This is a genomic window from Haloarcula sp. DT43 (assembly GCF_037078405.1).
Classification (GTDB): Archaea; Halobacteriota; Halobacteria; order Halobacteriales; family Haloarculaceae; genus Haloarcula; species Haloarcula brevis.
This window is the reverse complement of record NZ_JAYMGZ010000003.1, coordinates 129,854-147,676: the sequence shown is the minus strand read 5'-3', so window position 1 is coordinate 147,676 and position 17,823 is coordinate 129,854. Positions and strand designations below refer to the sequence as shown.

The following is a 17,823-nucleotide window of genomic DNA, read 5'->3' as shown; positions in this document are numbered from 1 at the left end:
GCTCTTCCGACCGGGACCGCACTCCCGCCGTCGCCGAGGAGTTCTGTGCTGGCATCCGCTCGGGCCTCTCCCACTGTGGCGGCCACACCATCGCCGCGGCCCGCGAGAAGGCGGAATTAATCCGCGTCGCTCGGAGCGCGAGTGGTTCCACACCGACCACGACTGGGAGGGCATCAACGTCGACAGCGAAGCCGCGGGGGTCGGCGACGCCGGCACCGGGGCGGCGGTCGACGGCGACGACTGACCGCCACGCGACTACGCCGCTGGCTTCCGTACGCGCACTGCCGAGTGCTTGTACTCGGGAATCTCGGCGACCGGGTCGAGGGCGTCGCCGGTCAGGGCGTTCGCGAGCGGGTCCAGGTAGTGGAACGTACAGAACACGACGCCGGGCTGTATCGCCCCCGTCACGGCCGCCGACACCCGCACGCTGCCGCGGTCGTTCTCGACGACGACGGTGTCGCCCTCCTCGATGCCGCGGAAGGCGGCGTCGTCCGGATGGATTTCGAGGACGTCCTCCCCGCGCATCCGCATGAGCGTCTCCGACCGGCGGGTGAGCGCCCCGCTATTGAAGTGCTGGAGCGCCCGTCCCGTCGTGAGCACGAGCTCGTCCTCGCCGACGCTGTCGGCCGGCGGCGTCGGTGAAACCGGGAGCAGCGGTGCCGTCTCCGCCCCCGACGCGAACGTCTCCGCGTGAAGCACGTCGGTGCCGGACTCGGCCTCCGCCGGGAACGGCCACCGCTGGTAGCCGTCGCCGATGCCGTCGTAGCTCATGCCGGCGTACGGCGGGCAGACCCGCGTCAGCTCGTCGAACACCGCTCCCGGCCCGTCGTAGTCGAACGCGTCCGGCTCGCCGACCAGCCGCCCACCGAGGTCGGTGAGGATGTCGAGGTCCCGGCGGGCGTTCCCGGGCAGGTCGGCGTTCGGTCGCATTCGCATCACCCGGCGGTCCGTGTTGGTCACCGTCCCCGCCTTCTCCGCCCAGCTACTGCCGGGAAGCACCACGTCGGCGTGGTCGGTGGTCGCCGTCTCGAAGAGGTCGACGACGACACAGAAGTCCAGCTCGTCGAAGCCGGCCCTGACGGCGTTGGCGTTTGGCTCCGTGACGGCGGGGTTCTCGCCGAACACGACCGCCGCCCGGACCTCGTCGCCGAACCGGTGTGTCGCGGTCGTCTCCGTCAGCCCGGGCTCGCTCGGGGGTTCGACGCCCCACTCCTCGGCGACCCGCTGGCGGGCCTCGGCGTCGGTCACGGGCTGGTACCCCGGGAGGACGTTGGGGAGCGCGCCCACGTCGCCGGCCCCCTGGACGTTGTTCTGGCCGCGCAGCGGGTTCACGCCCGTCCCCGGTCGGCCGACGTTGCCGGTCAGGAGCGCGAGGTTCAACAGCGCGTGGACGTTGTCGGTGCCGCAGGTGTGCTGGCTCATCCCCATCCCGGTGACGATTGCCGCCCTGTCGGCCTCGGCGTACGCTCTGGCGGCCTCCCGGACGGTCTCCGGGTCGACGCCGGCCGCGTCGGCACCCGTCTCGACGTCCACGTCGTCGAGGTGCGCCGTCAGGTCCGTGTAGCCGGCCGTCCGCGCCTCGACGAACGACTCGTCGACGAGCCCCTCCTCGAGTACGACCGTCGCCATCGAGTTGAGCAGCTGGATGTCGTACCCGGGGCGGACGTCGAGGTGGACGTCGGCGGCGTCGGTCGTGTCCGTCTCGCGCGGGTCGACGTGTATCAGCGTCGCCCCGTCGCGGATGGCCGGCAGGAAGTACGACCGGAAGATGACCGGGTGCTGTTCGGCCGGGTTCGCGCCGGTGACGAGCAGGCAGTCGGTCTCGGCGAGGTCGTCGAGCGTGTTCGTCATCGCCCCGGCACCGAGGCGCTCGCTCATCGCGGCGACGGTCGAGGAGTGACAGAGCCTGGCGCAGTTGTCGACGTTGTTGGTGCCGAGCAGCCGCGCCGTCTTCTGGAAGACGTAGTTCTCCTCGTTCGTGCAGTTCGAGGACGCGAAGAACTCGACGGCGTCCGGCCCGTGCTCGTCGACGACGTCCCCGAGTCCCTCGGCCACGCGGGCTAGGGCGGTCTCCCAGGATGTGGTGACGAACCGCCCGTCCTCCCGGACGAGTGGCTCGGTCAGCCGCTCCTCGTGGTCCACCACGTCGAACGCGGCCGCGCCCTTGGGACAGACCTCGCCCTTCGTGTTCACCGGTCCCGCTGTGCCGGTCGCTTTGCCGTTGCCCGCGTGTTCTATCGTACAGCCGACGCCACAGTACGGGCAGACCGTCTGCTCGGCCCGGTGGTTGGGCTCCTGGTTGCCACTCATGTCACTCTACGTGAACGGAACGGGGATACAAGTAGCTACTCGGTCAAACCTCGGTGAGTTTATCAGCGTGTCACCACGCGGCCGCACTGCGCTCGGGGCGTCCCGAACCGGCGGCCGTGACGGTCGGAGACGCCGTCAGTTTCGAGAGGTGCACCAAACACTGTAATGGGCCACTGCTCGTATCCCCGGTCGATGCGACCAGCCCTGACGACCACGCAACTCCTGGCTCTCCTCGCCGTGGTTCTCGGCACGCTGGTGTTCGCTGTGTCGTTCGCTGTCGACACCACCAGCGCCCGTCCGGAGCCAGTCCCGTTCGACACCACGGTCCAGCGCGGGATTACGATGGCCGACGAACAGATAGCCCGGAACCGGAGCGTCAGCGTCCCCCGGGCCGAGGTCTTCTACTCGCAGTACCGCTACGTCGTCGGCTACGTCGGTCTCGACCAGGCCGTGACGGCGCTCGCCGAACCGGGGCACGAACGGCAGTTCGGATACCCGCTCGTGGTGTACGTCTCCGACTACAGCGACAGGCCGGTCCGGTGTGGCGACGACGGCTCTCTGCGGACCGCCGCACCGCCGGACTGGGTCGAAGCCAGCCAGGCCCACTACGTCGTCGACGGGTCGGTGCGCGTTCCGTCCGGGCCGGCCGTGGTGCCGTTCGCCGACCGGGCCGACGCCGCGGCGTTTGCCGAGTCGTGTGGCGGGCGAATCGTCGACTGGGAGACCCTCCAAAGTCGGTCGTTCCACCTCCAGCGAGCGGCGGCGGTCCGAAACCAGGTCGACCCGCGGCGACGCGACGCCGACGCCACCGTCCGGGCGGCGCGACAGCGCCGGACCCGACCGGTGTCGGTCGAAGTCGGACCCGATGCGCCGACCATCCAGGCGGCCGTCGATGCGGCACCGCCGAACACGACAGTCGCGGTCCCGGCCGGCAGCTACGCCGAACGGGTGACGATAGACAAGCCGCTCACCCTCAGCGGCCCCGGCGCGACGCTCGACGGCGGCGGGAACGGCACAGTCGTGACGGTGACCGCCGACCGTGTCGGCGTCACCGGGTTCGACATCGTCGGCGTCGGGAACGCGACGGTGGGTGACCCGACCAACGCCAGCGACAGCGCCTGGGATGCGACCGTGACCACCGCCTACGGCAACAGCGACGCCGCCGTCACCGGTCGCAACGCCTCCGGGCTCTACGTCGCTGACCTCACCGTCGAGACGCCCGCGAGCGGCGTCGTGCTACGGCGGACGCCCGGTGCGGTCGTCGAGAACGTCACGGTCGACGGGACGGCGGACTGGCGAGATGGGTTCATGGGCGTCGTCGGGATGCACGGGCCGATTGTCGTGCAGGATTCGGTGTTCGACGGCGGCCGCGACGGCGTGTACCTCCACCGGGCCGACGGGACCGCCGTCCGGAACAACACGTTCAGGGACAACCGCTTCGGCGTCCACCTGATGTACACCTCGCGGTCGCTCGTCGCCGACAACGCCGCTCGGGGGCAGGCCTACGCCGGCGTCGTCGTCATGACCAATCCCGTGGCCAACGCCATCGTCGGGAACGACGTGCGCCACGCCGGCAGTGGCGTCATGCTCGCGGGGTCCCGGAGCTACATCGCCCACAACGTGGTGTCCGACACCGGCCAGGCGATGTCGACGAACGCCGGTCGGTCCCTGTACGAGCACAACGTCCTCTACGGGAACGAACTCGGCCTCCGGGCGTCGACGGCCGTCCCGTCGAACGTCGTGGCAGAGAACGACTTCGTCGCCAACGACCGCCACGCCGTCTCCGGGCCGGGGCCCCTGCGCGTGTACACTCACGAGGGGAGGGGGAACTACTGGAGCGGCGCGTACGACCTCACCGGTGGGGCCGCTCCGGTGCTGACCCAACCGTACTCGCCGACCGACCCCATCGACCGCCGACTCCATCGGACCGACGCCGCGGTCGTCCTCGGGTCGGCACCGAGCGTCCGGGGGCTCCGCGCGCTCCGCGGAACCACGCCGGGATTCCGCCGGGGTAGTATCGTCGACCGGGCACCGCTGGCAGCGCCCGCCAATCCCGAGGCCGTCAGGCGACTCCGAAACGAGACCGCCGCGGCGGGGGCATCGTGACGGGCGAGACGTACCTCGCGGCCGACGAGGTCACGAAACGGTACGGCGACGTGACGGCCGTCTCGGCGGTGTCGCTCGACGTCCCTTTCGACGCCGTGACCGGACTCATCGGCCCCAACGGCTCCGGGAAGACGACGCTCCTGCGCGTGCTCCTGGGCGTCGAGGGACCGACCAGCGGCACCGTCTCCTACGCCGGCCCCGCGGCCCAACGGCGACTGGGCTATCTGCCACAGCGGCCGGCGTTCCGGCCGGGCTTTACCGTCAGGGAGACCGCCGCGTTCTACGCCGACCTCGTCGATGACGACCCGGACCGACTCCTCGAACGTGTGGGCCTCGAAGACGTGGCCACCCGACCCGTCTCGGGGCTCTCCGGGGGGATGACGCGTCTCCTGGGCATCGCGCAGGCACTGGCCGGGGACCCGCCGGTCGTGATGCTCGACGAACCCGCCAGCGGCCTCGACCCGGCGATGAGTCGGCACATATTCGACGTCATCGCATCGATAGCCGACGACGGCCGCGCCGTGGTCCTCTGTTCGCACGAACTGCTGCTGGTCGAGGAGACCGCCGACCGGGTGGCGGTGCTCGAATCCGGCCGTCTCGTCCGGACCGGGACGGTCGACGCTCTGCGGGACCAAGCCGGCGGCCCGCTCTACGAGACGTTCACGTCGCTGCTGGAACAGGACAGCGCCGCTATCGCCGCACCGGAGGGGTCGCAGTCGTGACGGACGGACACCGATTCTGGACGGTCTTCGCCCGGGAGGTCCGGAGTGCGGTCAGGACGCGCACCTATCTCGCGCTCGCGCTGGTCACCGTGGTCGTCCTGTTCGGTCTGGCCCGCGCCGGGGGCGGTCTGGCCGGCGGCTACGTCCCCACCGTCGTCGATACGCTGGTGGCCGTCGAAGTGCTGGTGCCGACGCTCGCCTTCGCGGTCGGCTATCGCGCCATCGCCGACCCGGTCGTCCGGGGCGAACTCGACGTCCTCGACACCTACCCGCTCTCGACGTGGTCGTACGTCGGCGGCGTGTACGCAGGCCGTGCCCTGCTGTTGCTCGCCATCGTCGGCATCCCGTTGCTGGCTCTGGGTGTCGCTGTTGCGACGACCGCGGGGCCGGAGACGGCGGTGTTCGCGAGCCACCGCGGCGTCGACTCGCCGTTCCTGTTCGTTCGGTACGTCGCTCTCACGTTCCTGTACGCGCTGGTCTCGCTGACTGTCGTGCTCCTGTTGTCGGCGCTCGCCGGGAGCCGGGGACGCGCACTCGTGCTCGCACTCGCCGGGCTCCTCGCTCTCACCGTCGGCAGCGACCTCGCAGTGTTCGCCGCGCTCGACACCGGCGTCACGACGCGGACGCTCGGCGGCGCGCTCGCCCTGACTCCGGCGGAGGCGTACCGTGGACTCGTCTTCGACCAGGTCCTGTACGTCGCCGTCCCCGGTCGGTCGGCGTTCGTTCCGACGTGGGTCGCCGCCGCCTCGCTGGTGTTCTGGGCGGCTGTCACGTTCGCCGGGGCGATGCTCGCCACGGATGCGGCCTGACTGTCAGCGGTCGTCCGCTCCGGTCCCGAGCCCTCCATCGACCAACCGCGTGAACCGGTCGACGAGGCGGTCGGTAAGCGAGGGCCGGACCGCCGCGAGCAGTCGCTGTGTCGCGTCCGGGTCGGTCAGGGTCACGACGACGCGCCCCCGCTCGCCGTAGGACTTCTCGAGTATCCCCGCCTCGGCCAGCGCCGAAACGTGCCACGCGACGGTGCTGCGCGCGACCTCCAGCCGGTCGGCCAGGTCGTCCGCCGACAGGGACTCCGCTTCGAGCAGGTGGAAAAGCAGCGTCCGGGCCGTCTCCCGCCGGGCGAACGCGAGCACCCGGCGTTCCCAGGGGCCGTACTCGCGGCTGTAGTAGTGGGTCTTGCCCTGGATTTCCTCGGCGACGATGTCGCCGGCGCGCCGTAGCTTCCGGAGGTGATACTGCGCCTGTCCCGTCGCGATATCGAGGTCGGACGCGAGCGCGTTGAAGTGGACCCCCGGTTTGGCCTCGACGTGGGCCCGCACCTGCTCGGTGACTGTAGACATGGTTCTCGGTACGGGCTTTTCGCCACCGGGCCAACAGGGTATCGGCTGTTCCCATCGGGCGAGAACCGACCTACATTCCACCGACCAGTTCCCGCGGTATCTCCTCCGCGGGGAGGGTCTGGCCGCCGTGTGCTTCGGCGAACGACCGCGCGTCCGCGCTGTCGCTGAACGGGACGATAGCGGTCCCCATCGACCCCTCCACGTCCGAGTTAGCGACGACGGTGAGTTCTCCCGTCGGAGCGAACGCCTCGACCTCCTCGTGCCGGGAGATGACCGTCGTGCCCCCGTCGCTCCGGACCTCGTAGTCGACGGCGCTGTAGTCGGTCAGAAACGTCACCGCCGGGGCCCACCCCGACTGCGCCTTGGCGAACCGGTGTCGGTACGTACAGACCGTACTGCAGAACCGGGCCGGCGGGTCGTGCCCCTCGGGTGCGTTGTCCCGGTAGTAGGTCTGTCCGACCGGCCCGGGCTGTTGGTCGATGACCATCCCGCACTGATCGCAGCTCGCGCCGCGCTCGATGTTGACCGGGCCCCGCTCCTCGCTGGTCCCCAGACATCCGGAGAGCGATACGACGGATGCGGTCCCGACCAGGAGGTTTCGCCGTGTCAGGCCTATCGCGTGTTCGGACATACTAGCCGGTTCTCCGAACGACGCCAAATCGTTCTTGGTGCGACCGTCGAAACTCCGGTCAATCGGGGGCACTCGGCGGTGCGACCGAGTAAATCGCGCTCAGCACCAACAGCGCGATGAGGAAGTCGATTCCGTGCTCGGTGAGGTGGTGGACCACCATCGGGACGGTCCCGAGGACGGTCCCGATGCCGACTACGGACCGGAGGACCAACAGCCCGATAGCGACCGTCAACAGGACGTACGGCCGTGACCGGCGTCGGTAGGTGCTGACCGACGCGACGAAAAACAGCGCCAGCGTCCCGAGCGCGGCGAGACCCAGCACGGCAAGCAAGATGACCGTCTGGCGAGGGCCGAGCCAGTCAGCCGTCGGTTGGAGCATCTCTCGGGTTCATCCTCCGGCGGTCGCACTGGAATCGGTTTCGGTCGGCGTCGCCGCTCCGGGGTGACAGCCGGCGGTCACCGACGGGCGACGGTCACGGCTCGATGTTCTCCCGGAAGCCGGGGGCCAGCCCGGTCTGGCGGATGCCGGCCAGGTCCGTAATCTCGAACTCGTAGAGCGCGACACCGCCGGAGGTGGTGGCCGTCTGGAGCGTGTTGGGTCGCCAGGCGTTCTGTGTCAGCGCCGTGATATCGTCCCACTCCGCTTCGGGCACTCTGCTGATATCGCCGTCGAGCATCACGCTCTGCCACTCGAAGGCGGTTTCGATGTCGTAGACGAGAAACCGGCCACGGCCCGCCTGCTCGGTCAGGTCGGCCTTCCGACTCGACTCGCCGAGGAGGTAGGTGAAGTAGAGTGCGGCCCCGTCGTCGAAGCCGTACGACAGCGGCACCAGATACGGGATGTCCGCCGTCGGCAGGCCCAGTACCCCGGTCGAGTGGTCGGCGAGGAACGCCCGTATCTCCTCGTCGGCCATCTGTTCGAGTCCGTACTCCGCTAGTTGGTCGATTGTCATGGGTCGCGTCTAACCATCCAGTTACGTATCACGAATGCGACCCCACGCTAAAAAAGGTAGAGCGGGGTCCCCCGCCGGACTCGGCGGCCACCGTTCCCACCACACCATGCTCACTCAAGACGCCCGTCGAGGACTTTCGCGGCGACGAGCACCGGGTCCCAGACGGGGCTGAACGGCGGGGCGTACCCCAGGTCCAGCCGTTCGAGTTCGTCGACGGTCATGTCCGCCTCGATGGCCGTCGCCAGGGTGTCGATGCGTATCGCCGCCCGGTCCCGGCCGACGATTGCGCCGCCCAGCAGGCGGCCGCTCCCCCGGTCGGTGACGAGCGTCACGTCGGTGGCGTCGCCGCCGGGGTAATAGCCCGACCGGGAGCCGGCCGTGACCGACTCCGACACCGGGTCGAAGCCGGCGTCGCTGGCCCGCTCGTCGTCGAGGAGGCCGACGCGCCCGCATTCGAGGTCGAACGCCTTGACAACGGCCGTGCCGGCGATGTCGCCGACGGGCGAGGGCTCCCCGGCGACGGTCGCCCCGATGGCGCGCCCGGCCCGGTTCGCGGTCAGTCCGAGCGGCACCCAGTCCGGCGCGCCGGTCACGGCGTGGCGGGCCTCGGCGCAGTCACCGGCGGCGTAGACGCCGTCGACGCTCGTCGCCCCGTACTCGTCGACCGCTATCGCGCCGGTGTCCCCGAGGGCGACCGGGGTGTCCGCGACGAGGTCGGTGTTCGGCCCGACCCCGATACCGACCAGCGCGAGGCCCACGTCGGTCGCCCCGCCGTCGTGGACGACCGCCGCGACGCGCCCGTCGTCGCCGCGGAGTTCCTGGACGGCGGTGTTCAAATGCAGCGTCACACCCTGTTCCCGGAGGTGGTCGGCGACGCGCTCGCCCACCGTCTCGCCGAACGGCGGTAGGAGGCGGCCGGACCGCTGGAAGAGGTGCGTCTCGACGCCGTGAGCCCGGAACGCTTCGGCCATCTCAACGCCGACGTAGCCGCCGCCGACGACGGCCACCCGCTCCGGCGGCTGCCAGTCGGCGTACTTCTCGACCAGCGCCGCGTCGACGTACTCGATGGTCGTGTCGACGGCGGACTCGCCGGGTGCTGCCAGCGCGGCCCGGACCGCGGCCGCCGAGTCCAGCCCGTGCATCGTGAACGCGCCGTCGAGGTCCGACCCCGGTATCGACCCGGTCACGGCGTGGGCCCCCGTCGCGACCAGCAGGTCGCCGTAGGGCTGGCTGAACGTTCCGCCGTCGTGGGCGACGGTGACCGTCCCGGCGTCGGTGTCGATGCCGACCACCTCGTGGTTCCGGCGGAGGTCGATACCCCGGTCGGCCGCGTCCGCGGGCGTCAGCGAGAGCAGGTCCGTCAGCCGCTCGACCGTTCCTTTCACGTAATAGGGCGTGCCGCAGTGGGCGTAGGACACCCACTCGCCCCTCTCGAAGACGATACCGTCACGGGTCGGGGCCTCTCGGGCGAACTTGCTCGCGGCGCTCAGTCCGGCCGCGTCGCCGCCGATGACTACGAACGGGTCCGTCATACGGACACTCGCGTCGCCGTGGTACTAAGCGTTGAGTGCGGAAACCGCCGCGTCCCGTCCGACCGAGGATTAAACAGGGTACGTGTCGATGAACGGACACGATGACGACAACGCGCGTCGGCTTGCTCTCGGACATCCACGGCAACGCCGTCGCGCTGAACGCGGTCTTCGACGACATGGGCCCCGTCGACGCACTCGTCTGTGCCGGCGACGTCGTCGGCTACGGGCCGTCGCCCGAACCGTGTCTCGCGGCCGTCAGGGACCGGGCCATCCCGACCGTCGCCGGCAACCACGACCGGGCGGTGGTCGACGGGATGACCTGGGAACCGGGCGACGAGTACGCCCGCCGCGTCCTCTCGACGGCCGACATCGAGTGGCTGGGGGACCTGCCCCGGAAACTGCGGCGCTTCGACGGCCGGCTCAAAGCCGTCCACGACCACCCCGACGAACGGGACCGCTACACGGACCCGGCCGACTTCGCGCCGACGCTTCTGGGCGACGAGGATGTCCTCGTCCTGGGGCACACGCACGTCCAGCACGCAGAGCGGTTCGACGAGGGGCTCGTGGTCAACCCCGGCAGTGTCGGCCAGCCCCGCGACGGCGACCCGGACGCCGCCTACGCGGTCCTCGACCTGTCCGACCTGTCCGTCGACCTCCGCCGGGTTCCGTACGACGTCGACCGCGTCCGACGGCGAATCGCGGAGACCACTATTCCCGACCGGAACGGAGCGCGACTGGCCCCCGACTAGGGCGGCGACGCATGCGGTGGGCCCGACGGACCGCCCGGCCCGGGACCGACCTGTCGGGTGGAAACAAACATATAATCCGCACTGCTATCTCGGCACATGGGTAGTGTAGCGCGACGGTTCTGGCTCACGGTCGTCCCGGCGCTGACCGGGCTCTCGACGACGGGACTGCTCGTCTTGCTCGCGCTCTTTCCGGACCGCCTGTTCACCCTCGGCACCGCCGGCTACGTCGCCACCGCCGCGGTCGCGTTCGTCTCCATCGGCATCGTCGTGTGGCAACTCGCCGTCGACACCGACCCGAAACGGAGCGTCGAGCGCCCGGGGCAGTGACGGCCCGGTTCCGCGGGTCCGCCGGCGACTACCCGACGAAGCCGAGGCCGCCCGCTCCCCCTGGGTCCCGCTCCGGCTGTCGGTCGAACACCGCTAGCACCGGGGCGGCATCGGGCACGTGTGGCAGCACGTAGTCGCCGTCAGCGTGCTCGATGGTGACCGTCTCGGTTCCGAGCAGGGCATCGACGGCGGTCCGTTCGACCCGGAGGCCCCTCTCGTCCCACGACTCGATGCGCCACAGCGCCTCGCCGAGTAGCCGGTCGTACGCGACGACTGCGCCGGCCTCGGGGGCGACCCGATACTCGACCGCCCCGTAGCGCAGTAGCTGGTCGCAACACAGCAGGAGCAGGGGGATGGCGACGCTCGCGACAGCCACCGTGGCGACGACGGTCCACGCCCCGCCGATTGCGAACAGCGCCGCGACGAGCAGCCCCAGCCCGCCGAGATACGCGGCTCCCGGATGTCGTGGGAGCCTGAGCGGCCCGCCCAGGACGCGCCCCAACCGAGCCGGACGGAGCCGGGTCGGCGCGTCGGGCAGCGTCCCGTCAATCGACTTCGGCTGCGGTGGGGCCTGCGACCACCCGTACTCCCGGTCGTATGACTCGAAGTAGACGGCGAGCCGGTCGCTGTACACGCCAAGGAGGTCGGAGGCGAACTTGAGCGCGACTATCGTGAGCAACAGCGGCAGTTCGGCCGCGCCTGGAGCGAGCGCACCGAGTTCCGCGTCCGGTCCGTTCGTGGCCGCCGTCACCAGCACGAGGGTGCACACGCCGCCGAAAAAGACGGTACACATCTCGAACAGGAGGCCGCCGAACGCCGTCTGTGAGTTGTGCTCCCGGTACGCCCCGTTGTAGAAGTAGTTCCGTACCGTGTCCCAGCCGGTCAGGAGGAAAATCCCGAGGCCCGCGAGCGTCACGCTGCGCACCGTCTCCGAACCCGGCCTCGGCACCGGGCCGACGAGCAGCGCGCCGGTGACGAGCCAGGCTATCCCGAGAATCAGGACGGCGAGCGGGAGCGTCGCCAGGGTCGTCAGGTAGATACGGAGGCCGGTACGGGGGACCGAGAGCGTCGCCCGCCGTGCCGCCAGCGGGCCGACGAGCAGGCCGTCGGCGTCGACGTCCGGTGGGCGACCGGCAAACAGCGCCCGGACGAGTGCCCACACCGAGTCGATACCGAGTTCGAGCCAGTACAGGAGCAACAGCGCGACCCCGCTCCAGCCGAGGGCCAGGACGCCGACGACCGGGAGCGCGTTCGCGACGACGACGCTGAGTAGCTCCGCCCGACGGCTGCGCTCGCCACCCAGACCCGGTCCGGACAGGGACATGGCTTCGTGATTCGACTACTGACAGATGAACGAACCGGTCCGGGGCCGCCCGGACCGGTCCGTGTCCACGTTCCGTCCGACGGTCCCTAGCCGCGCATCAGGTTCAGCACCTCGTCGACCACGTCGGGCTCGACGGCGACGACGTAGCTGCTGCCCGGCGTCAGGGTCGTGTCGGCGCGGGCGATTCGCTCGCCGTCGGCGTCCGACACGACCACCGTGCCCTCGGGGAAGCGCACGTCAGAGAGCGCCTTCCCGGCCGCCGGAGCGCCCTCGGCGACCCTGATGAGCATGATATCGAGGTTGCCGGTCACGTCGGCCAGCGTCTGCACGTCACTGCCCAGGATTTCGTTGGCCGCCACCCTGGAGCCGGCCCGCTCGGGGAAGACCACCGCGTCGACGAACTCGGTGTAGGCCTCGCCCCCCTTGCGGTCGATGCGCGCGACCGTCCGGATGTCCGGGTTCAGCTCCCCCGCGGCCAGACAGACCGCGAGGTTCAGCCCGCTCTCGCCCGTGAGTGCGGCGATTACGTCCGCTCGCTCGATGCCCGCCTGGTCGATGATTTCCGGGTTCGTCGCGTCGCCGCGGATGACGGTCGCCAGCCACTGGTCGGCGATGTCGGAGACGGTTCGCTCGTCGCGTTCGATAATCGTTACGTCGTGCCCGCGGTCGGCGAGTATCTCGGCCGTCTGGAAGCCGACGCGCCCACCGCCCGCGATGATGATGTCGAGAGTACTGGTCATGGCTCAGTCTTCTGCCTCCGGTGTTATTTCGGTGTCGTCGGTCGCCGGTCCTGACTCCGGCGGGGTCTTCGCCCGCTTGAGGGCGAAATACGCGGCCGCGCCGAGCAGAATCCACGCCGCGCTGAGCGCCAGCGCCAGCGGGTCCGTCCGGAGGAGAAACTCCACGAGCACCCCGGTCAGGAGCAGATTGAGCGCGATGCCGATTATCGGCGGGGCGGGGTAGAACGGCATCTCGTACGGGCGGTTCATGTTCGGCCGCTCCCGGCGGAGCCTGATGACGGCGACGTTGACGATGATGAACGACAGCAAGAAAAACAGGCTCGACATGTTGCCGGCGCTCTGGGTCGGTAATGCGACCGACGCGAGCATCACGACCGCGCTGGCGAGGATTGCGACGAACGGCGTCCCGTAACGGTGGTGTAGCTGACCCACAGAGGGGAGCAACTGCCCCTCGCGCCCCATCGAGAACGCCACGCGCGAGGAGGCGATGACGACCGCGTTGAGGGCGGTGAGCGTCGAGAACACGGCCCCGAAGACGATGAGCGCGCCGCCGTTCTGGATGACCGGGAGCCCGGTCGGCATGAACGACGTCGCCGCCGTGGCGATGCCCGCCTCGCCGGCCTCGGCCAGACCCCCCGCGCCGAGGGTTCCGACGGCGACCGTCACGACCGCGAGGTAGACGACGACGGTCACGGCGAGGCTGATGAAGATGGCCTTCGGGATGTTCTCGCGCGGGTTCTGTACCTCCTCTGTCACCGTGGTGATGAGGTCGTAGCCTTCGAAGGCGATGAAGGTGAGCCCCATCGCCGGCAAGACGGCGGCCGCCCCGCTGCCCTCCGGGAACAGCGGCTGGAACTCGGCCCCGGAGAACATCGGCGAGGCGAGCCCGAAAGCGACGAACACCACCAGGATTGACACCTTGATGACGGTGAAAATCGTCTCGACGCTCCCGCTCGCGGCCGTCGAGACGGCGTTGAGCGCCACTAGGCCCAAGACCGCGAGAAACGCGAGCAGGAACGACAGCGGGAGCGCCGCGTCCAGCACCGGCAGCGCCACGGCACCCACCTGCTCTGGCGGCGGGACCACGCCGTAGACGTGCAGCAGTTCGAGGAAGTTCGGCGCGAACCCCAGCGCGTACAGCGCCCCTGCTATCATGTAGGCGAACCAGAGCATCCACCCCATGATGAACGAGGCGAAGTCGTCGAATATCTCTCGCACGAAGGCGTATCCGCCGCCGCTTTTCGGAATCGACGCGGCGAGTTCCGCGTACGAGAGCCCGGTGAACGCCGTCACAACGCCGTTCAGGGCGAAGACGACAATCGCGGCCGGGCCGGCGATTTCGGCGGCCAGCCCCGTCAGCACGAAGATACCGGCCCCTATCATCGCGCCCATCCCTATCATCGTCGCGTCGAGCAACCCGAGTTCGGCCTCCGGTGACCGCGTCTGGCCCTTACTCATTGTCGTGGTTTCGTTCGGTGTGCCATCTATCGTACGCCCCGTACGCTCCGGCCCACTTCACCGACCGGGTGCGTTCTTCTATTGTAAGAACCGTGAAGGGATTTGATAAAGCCTTCTGCTGGCTGGTCACGGAGACGGTCACCCGGTTCCCGCGTCGTCGGAACTGTCGGGGCATTGAAGATGACGCGTTTGAAACAGTATACCAATGACCCGAACAAAGCGATTCGTCATCGCCGGCGGCGGCCGCGTCGGGACACAGACCGCCCGGAACCTCGCCGAGCAGGGTCACGACGTGCTGGTCATCGAGTCCGACGAGGAGCGCGTCGAGGCGCTCTCGGACGCGTACATCGGTCCCGTCATCCACGGTGACGCGACGCGCCCGTCGATTCTGAAACAGGCCGACCTGGCCGAGGCCGACGCCGTCGCCGCGCTCACCGACGAACCGGGCACGAACCTCGCTATCTGCATGGAGGCCCAGCAGTACGCCCCGTCGGTTCGGACCATCGCCAGGGCTGAGACGGGGACCGACCAGGAGTACGACGAAGTCGTCGACGCGACGCTGCTGCCGGAGTATCTCGGCGGCGACCACGCGGCGGACATGCTGACCGGCGCGGACGTCCGGACGCTCGTCTATCCGACCGCCGACCTCGACATCATCGAGGTGGGCGTCGCCCCGTCGGCCCCCGTCGCCGGCCGGCGACTCGACGAAATCGCGCTGCCGGCCGGGAGCCTGCTGATTTCGACGGCCGACCGGACGGAACTCGCGGGCCCCGACACGGTTTTAGAGCCCGGCGAGCGCTACATCGTCGCCGTCGAGGCCGACGTGGTCGACGAGGTGTTGCACCTGCTGCGCGGCTAGCTATCTGTCAGTGTTCGGGCCATTGTCTCGTAATATTTACTCGGCCGAGTGAAAGTGGATACACACGCTTAACAGCGAGTGGATACACCACCCACTATGAGCAGTGAGTCCAAGGGCAGGGACCTCCTTGCCCACGTGGTCCTTCCTGTCGCGACCGAAGACGACGCGCTGGCGACAGCCAGAGCACTCGAACCCTACGGTCCGGGCCGCGTGACGGCCCTCCACGTCGTAGAGAAAGGTGACGGCGCGCCGGACAAGACGCCGGTCGAACAGTCCGAACAACTGGCCGAGGAAGCGTACGCCGCCGTCCGGACGGTGTTCCCGGACGCCGACGAACACACCGCCTACGGCCGGGACGTCGCGGCGGAGATCTTCGAGGCGGCCGAGGCGGTCGACGCCAGCGCCATCGCGTACCAGTCCCGCGGCGGGAACCGCCTCACGCAGTTCCTCTCCGGCGACCTCTCGCTCGAACTGGTGACAGAGGCCGACCGGCCGGTCGTCGCCCTCCCCCGCGAGGAGGAAGAATGAGCGAGGAGGACCTCGCCAAGGACCTCGGGCCGCTGGCCGCCCTGACGATAGGCGTCGGGACGATGATTGGCGCCGGCATCTTCGTGCTCCCGGGCGAGGCAATCCTCACCGCGGGGTCGCTGGCGTCGGTGGCGTTCGTCCTGGGCGGGGTCATCGCCATGTTCACGGCGCTGTCGGCCAGCGAACTCGGCACGGCGATGCCACGCTCCGGCGGGGCCTACTACTACGTCAACCACGCGCTCGGGCCGATGTTCGGCTCGGTCGCCGGCTGGGCCAACTGGCTCGGCCTGGCCTTCGCCTCCGCCTTCTACATGGTCGGGTTCGGCCGGTACATCGCCCGCATCTTCGGCCTCTCCGGGAGCGTCGGCGTCGGCCCGGTGTCGATTACCGTCGTCAAGCTCGTGGCGCTCGTCGGCGGCGCGTTCTTCGTGTTCATCAACTACGTCGGAGCCAAGGAGACCGGCCGACTCCAGAACGTCATCGTCGTCCTGCTCATCGGCATCCTCACGGTCTTTACGCTCCTGGGGACGCTCCGGGCCGAGCCGTCGAACCTCCCGGCGGCCACCGACATGATAACCACCCTCGAGACCACGGGGCTCATCTTCGTCTCCTATCTCGGTTTTGTCCAGATTACGAGCGTGGCCGAGGAGATAAAGGACCCCGGCAAGAACCTCCCGCGGGCGGTCATCGGCAGCGTCGTCATCGTGACGGTCATCTACGCCCTCGTGCTGGTCATCATGAGCGCGGCCGTTCCGCAGGGGTTCATCGCCGACGTCATCACCTCCGACGCCGAGAACCCCATCGCCGTCGTCGAGGTCGGGAGCTACATCCAGGGGGCCGCCATGGGCGGCGCGCTCCTGTTCGGCGGCCTGCTCGCGACCGCCTCCAGTGCGAACGCCTCAATCCTCGCGTCCTCGCGCATCAACTTCGCCATGGGTCGGGACCGAATCGTCACGCCGGCGCTCAACGAGATACACCCCCGGTTCGGGACCCCCTACCGGGCAATCGGCATCACCGGCGGCCTGATTCTCCTGTTCATCGTTGTCGGGGACCTGACGCTGCTGTCGGGTGCCGCGTCGGGGCTGCACCTCATCATCTACGGGCTGTTGAACCTCGCGCTCATCGTCATGCGCTACGTCGACCCCGAGGAGTACGCCCCTGATTTCGTGGTGCCGCTGTACCCACTGCTGCCGATTCTCGGTGCCGCGCTCTCCTTTGCGTTGCTGGTGTTCGTCGCCAGCGACGCCCTGTTGCTCTCCTTTGGCATCGCCGCCGCGGCGGTGCTGTGGTACGGGCTCTACGCCAGGTCACGGACGGAGAAACAGGGCATCCTGTCGAAACACATCATCTCGCGGTCCGAGGAGATGCCGGACGCGGCCGTCAGCGCGGCCGCCGGCGTCCAGCCCGACGGCGGGCAGTACCGCGTGATGGTGCCCCTGGCCAACCCCGCACACGAACAGGACCTCATCACACTCGCCAGCGCCATCGCCAAACAGCGGGGCGGCACCGTCATCGCCACCCACATCGTCACGGTCCCCGACCAGACGGCGCTGTCGGCCGCCGCCGACCGCTCCGACGAGATAGACCGGACCTCACAGCAACTGCTCGACAGCGCCCGCGACGACGCCGAGACGTTCGGCGTCGACGTCGAGACGCATACCATCCTCTCGCACAAGTCATTCGAGGCCATCTTCGATGCCGCTCGCACGCACACGGCGGACCTCGTCGTGATGGGATGGGGGCCGGACGCACACGGCTCGCCCGGGCGGGCCGAGTCGGCCATGGACGAACTCACCGAGGCGGTGCCCTGTGACTTCCTCGTCCTCCGGGACCGCGGGTTCGACCCCTCGCGCATCCTGCTCCCGACAGCCGGTGGCCCGGACTCCGAGCTGTCGGCCGCCATCGCGAAACTGCTGCAGACCGAATACGATTCCGAGGTGACGCTGCTCAACGTCGCCGACGACCGCGAGGACGGCGAACGCTTCCTCCAGGAGTGGGCGGCCGAACAGGGGCTGGAGGACGCCGAGTTGCTGGTCAAGTCCGGCGACGTCGAGACCGCCATCCAGAACGCCGCCGCCGACGCGACGCTGCTGCTCATCGGCGCGACCGAGGAGGGGCTGCTCCGTCGGCTCGTCTCGAAGTCGCTCGTCCTCGACATCGTCGACGACGTGGAGTGTTCGGTCCTGCTGGCGGAGAAAGACCGCGACCGCGGCCTGCTCGAACGGCTGTTCTGAGCGGTCCCGC

At 69.4% G+C, this 17,823-nt stretch carries 17 protein-coding genes and 1 pseudogene; 9 read left to right on the top strand and 9 right to left on the bottom strand.

Annotated elements, in window-relative coordinates; translation table 11 throughout:
- Positions 1-29: 29 nt before the first annotated feature.
- Positions 30-244 (top strand): annotated as a pseudogene (locus tag VI123_RS12590) (guanosine monophosphate reductase); the annotation flags it as partial.
- A gap of 11 nt (positions 245-255) precedes the next feature.
- On the opposite strand, the gene fdhF reads toward VI123_RS12590, so the two are convergent.
- On the bottom strand, positions 256-2,310 hold the full coding sequence (fdhF, locus tag VI123_RS12585) for a formate dehydrogenase subunit alpha (protein WP_336338412.1): 2,055 nt from the start codon (positions 2,308-2,310) through the stop codon (positions 256-258).
- A gap of 192 nt (positions 2,311-2,502) precedes the next feature.
- Between fdhF and VI123_RS12580 the strand changes: the two genes are divergently transcribed.
- The 3 genes from VI123_RS12580 to VI123_RS12570 are packed head-to-tail and all read left to right on the top strand — an operon-like array spanning position 2,503 to position 5,947.
- Positions 2,503-4,416 carry a NosD domain-containing protein gene (locus VI123_RS12580; RefSeq protein WP_336338411.1) on the top strand — a complete coding sequence of 638 codons (1,914 nt, stop codon included), beginning with the start codon at positions 2,503-2,505 and terminating at the stop codon, positions 4,414-4,416.
- Positions 4,413-5,138 (top strand): ABC transporter ATP-binding protein, encoded by a 726-nt coding sequence (locus VI123_RS12575; RefSeq protein ID WP_336338410.1) that lies wholly within the window; start codon positions 4,413-4,415, stop codon positions 5,136-5,138. Before VI123_RS12580 ends, VI123_RS12575 begins: the two co-directional genes overlap by 4 nt.
- Positions 5,135-5,947 (top strand): ABC transporter permease, encoded by an 813-nt coding sequence (locus tag VI123_RS12570; protein WP_336338409.1) that lies wholly within the window; start codon positions 5,135-5,137, stop codon positions 5,945-5,947. The genes VI123_RS12575 and VI123_RS12570 overlap by 4 nt, the downstream gene beginning before the upstream one ends.
- A 3-nt stretch (positions 5,948-5,950) precedes the next feature.
- On the opposite strand, the gene VI123_RS12565 is transcribed toward VI123_RS12570, so the two are convergent.
- The 5 genes from VI123_RS12565 to VI123_RS12545 all read right to left on the bottom strand — a co-directional run bounded on the left by VI123_RS12565 (position 5,951) and on the right by VI123_RS12545 (position 9,594).
- The gene (locus tag VI123_RS12565) at positions 5,951-6,478 is read right to left on the bottom strand and encodes a winged helix-turn-helix transcriptional regulator (protein WP_336338408.1); all 528 of its coding nucleotides are present in this window, start codon (positions 6,476-6,478) and stop codon (positions 5,951-5,953) included.
- 70 nt (positions 6,479-6,548) lie between these two features.
- Complete coding sequence (locus tag VI123_RS12560) at positions 6,549-7,109, bottom strand: nitrous oxide reductase accessory protein NosL (RefSeq protein ID WP_336338407.1); 561 nt, start codon at positions 7,107-7,109, stop codon at positions 6,549-6,551.
- A 58-nt stretch (positions 7,110-7,167) separates the two neighbouring features.
- Positions 7,168-7,488, bottom strand: a complete 321-nt coding sequence (locus VI123_RS12555) for a DUF7471 family protein (RefSeq protein ID WP_336338406.1) — start codon at positions 7,486-7,488, stop codon at positions 7,168-7,170.
- A 94-nt stretch (positions 7,489-7,582) separates the two neighbouring features.
- On the bottom strand, positions 7,583-8,062 hold the full coding sequence (locus VI123_RS12550; protein WP_336338405.1) for a pyridoxamine 5'-phosphate oxidase family protein: 480 nt from the start codon (positions 8,060-8,062) through the stop codon (positions 7,583-7,585).
- A 110-nt stretch (positions 8,063-8,172) separates the two neighbouring features.
- Positions 8,173-9,594, bottom strand: coding sequence for an FAD-dependent oxidoreductase (locus VI123_RS12545; RefSeq protein ID WP_336338404.1), 1,422 nt, complete (start codon positions 9,592-9,594; stop codon positions 8,173-8,175).
- Between the two features lie 101 nt (positions 9,595-9,695).
- On the opposite strand from VI123_RS12545, the gene VI123_RS12540 reads away from it, so the two are divergent.
- The gene (locus VI123_RS12540; RefSeq protein ID WP_336338403.1) at positions 9,696-10,343 is read left to right on the top strand and encodes a metallophosphoesterase family protein; all 648 of its coding nucleotides are present in this window, start codon (positions 9,696-9,698) and stop codon (positions 10,341-10,343) included.
- A gap of 96 nt (positions 10,344-10,439) precedes the next feature.
- The gene (locus tag VI123_RS12535) at positions 10,440-10,670 is read left to right on the top strand and encodes a hypothetical protein (RefSeq protein ID WP_336338402.1); all 231 of its coding nucleotides are present in this window, start codon (positions 10,440-10,442) and stop codon (positions 10,668-10,670) included.
- A gap of 28 nt (positions 10,671-10,698) precedes the next feature.
- Here the strand turns inward: VI123_RS12535 and VI123_RS12530 are convergent, their stop codons facing one another.
- The 3 genes from VI123_RS12530 to VI123_RS12520 all read right to left on the bottom strand — a co-directional run bounded on the left by VI123_RS12530 (position 10,699) and on the right by VI123_RS12520 (position 14,192).
- On the bottom strand, positions 10,699-11,994 hold the full coding sequence (locus tag VI123_RS12530) for a DUF6498-containing protein (RefSeq protein WP_336338401.1): 1,296 nt from the start codon (positions 11,992-11,994) through the stop codon (positions 10,699-10,701).
- Between the two features lie 86 nt (positions 11,995-12,080).
- Positions 12,081-12,734 (bottom strand): potassium channel family protein, encoded by a 654-nt coding sequence (locus VI123_RS12525; protein WP_336338400.1) that lies wholly within the window; start codon positions 12,732-12,734, stop codon positions 12,081-12,083.
- A gap of 3 nt (positions 12,735-12,737) precedes the next feature.
- The gene (locus VI123_RS12520) at positions 12,738-14,192 is read right to left on the bottom strand and encodes an APC family permease (protein ID WP_336338399.1); all 1,455 of its coding nucleotides are present in this window, start codon (positions 14,190-14,192) and stop codon (positions 12,738-12,740) included.
- Positions 14,193-14,397: 205 nt separating this feature from the next.
- Here VI123_RS12520 and VI123_RS12515 point away from each other — a divergent pair, with 205 nt between their 5' ends.
- From VI123_RS12515 to VI123_RS12505, 3 genes are all read left to right on the top strand, one after another.
- Positions 14,398-15,051: a potassium channel family protein gene (locus tag VI123_RS12515; RefSeq protein ID WP_336338398.1), complete on the top strand. Its 654-nt coding sequence runs from the start codon at positions 14,398-14,400 to the stop codon at positions 15,049-15,051.
- Positions 15,052-15,147: 96 nt separating this feature from the next.
- Positions 15,148-15,579, top strand: coding sequence for a universal stress protein (locus tag VI123_RS12510; protein WP_336338397.1), 432 nt, complete (start codon positions 15,148-15,150; stop codon positions 15,577-15,579).
- Positions 15,576-17,813, top strand: coding sequence for an amino acid permease (locus VI123_RS12505; protein WP_336338396.1), 2,238 nt, complete (start codon positions 15,576-15,578; stop codon positions 17,811-17,813). Before VI123_RS12510 ends, VI123_RS12505 begins: the two co-directional genes overlap by 4 nt.
- Positions 17,814-17,823 lie beyond the last annotated feature (10 nt).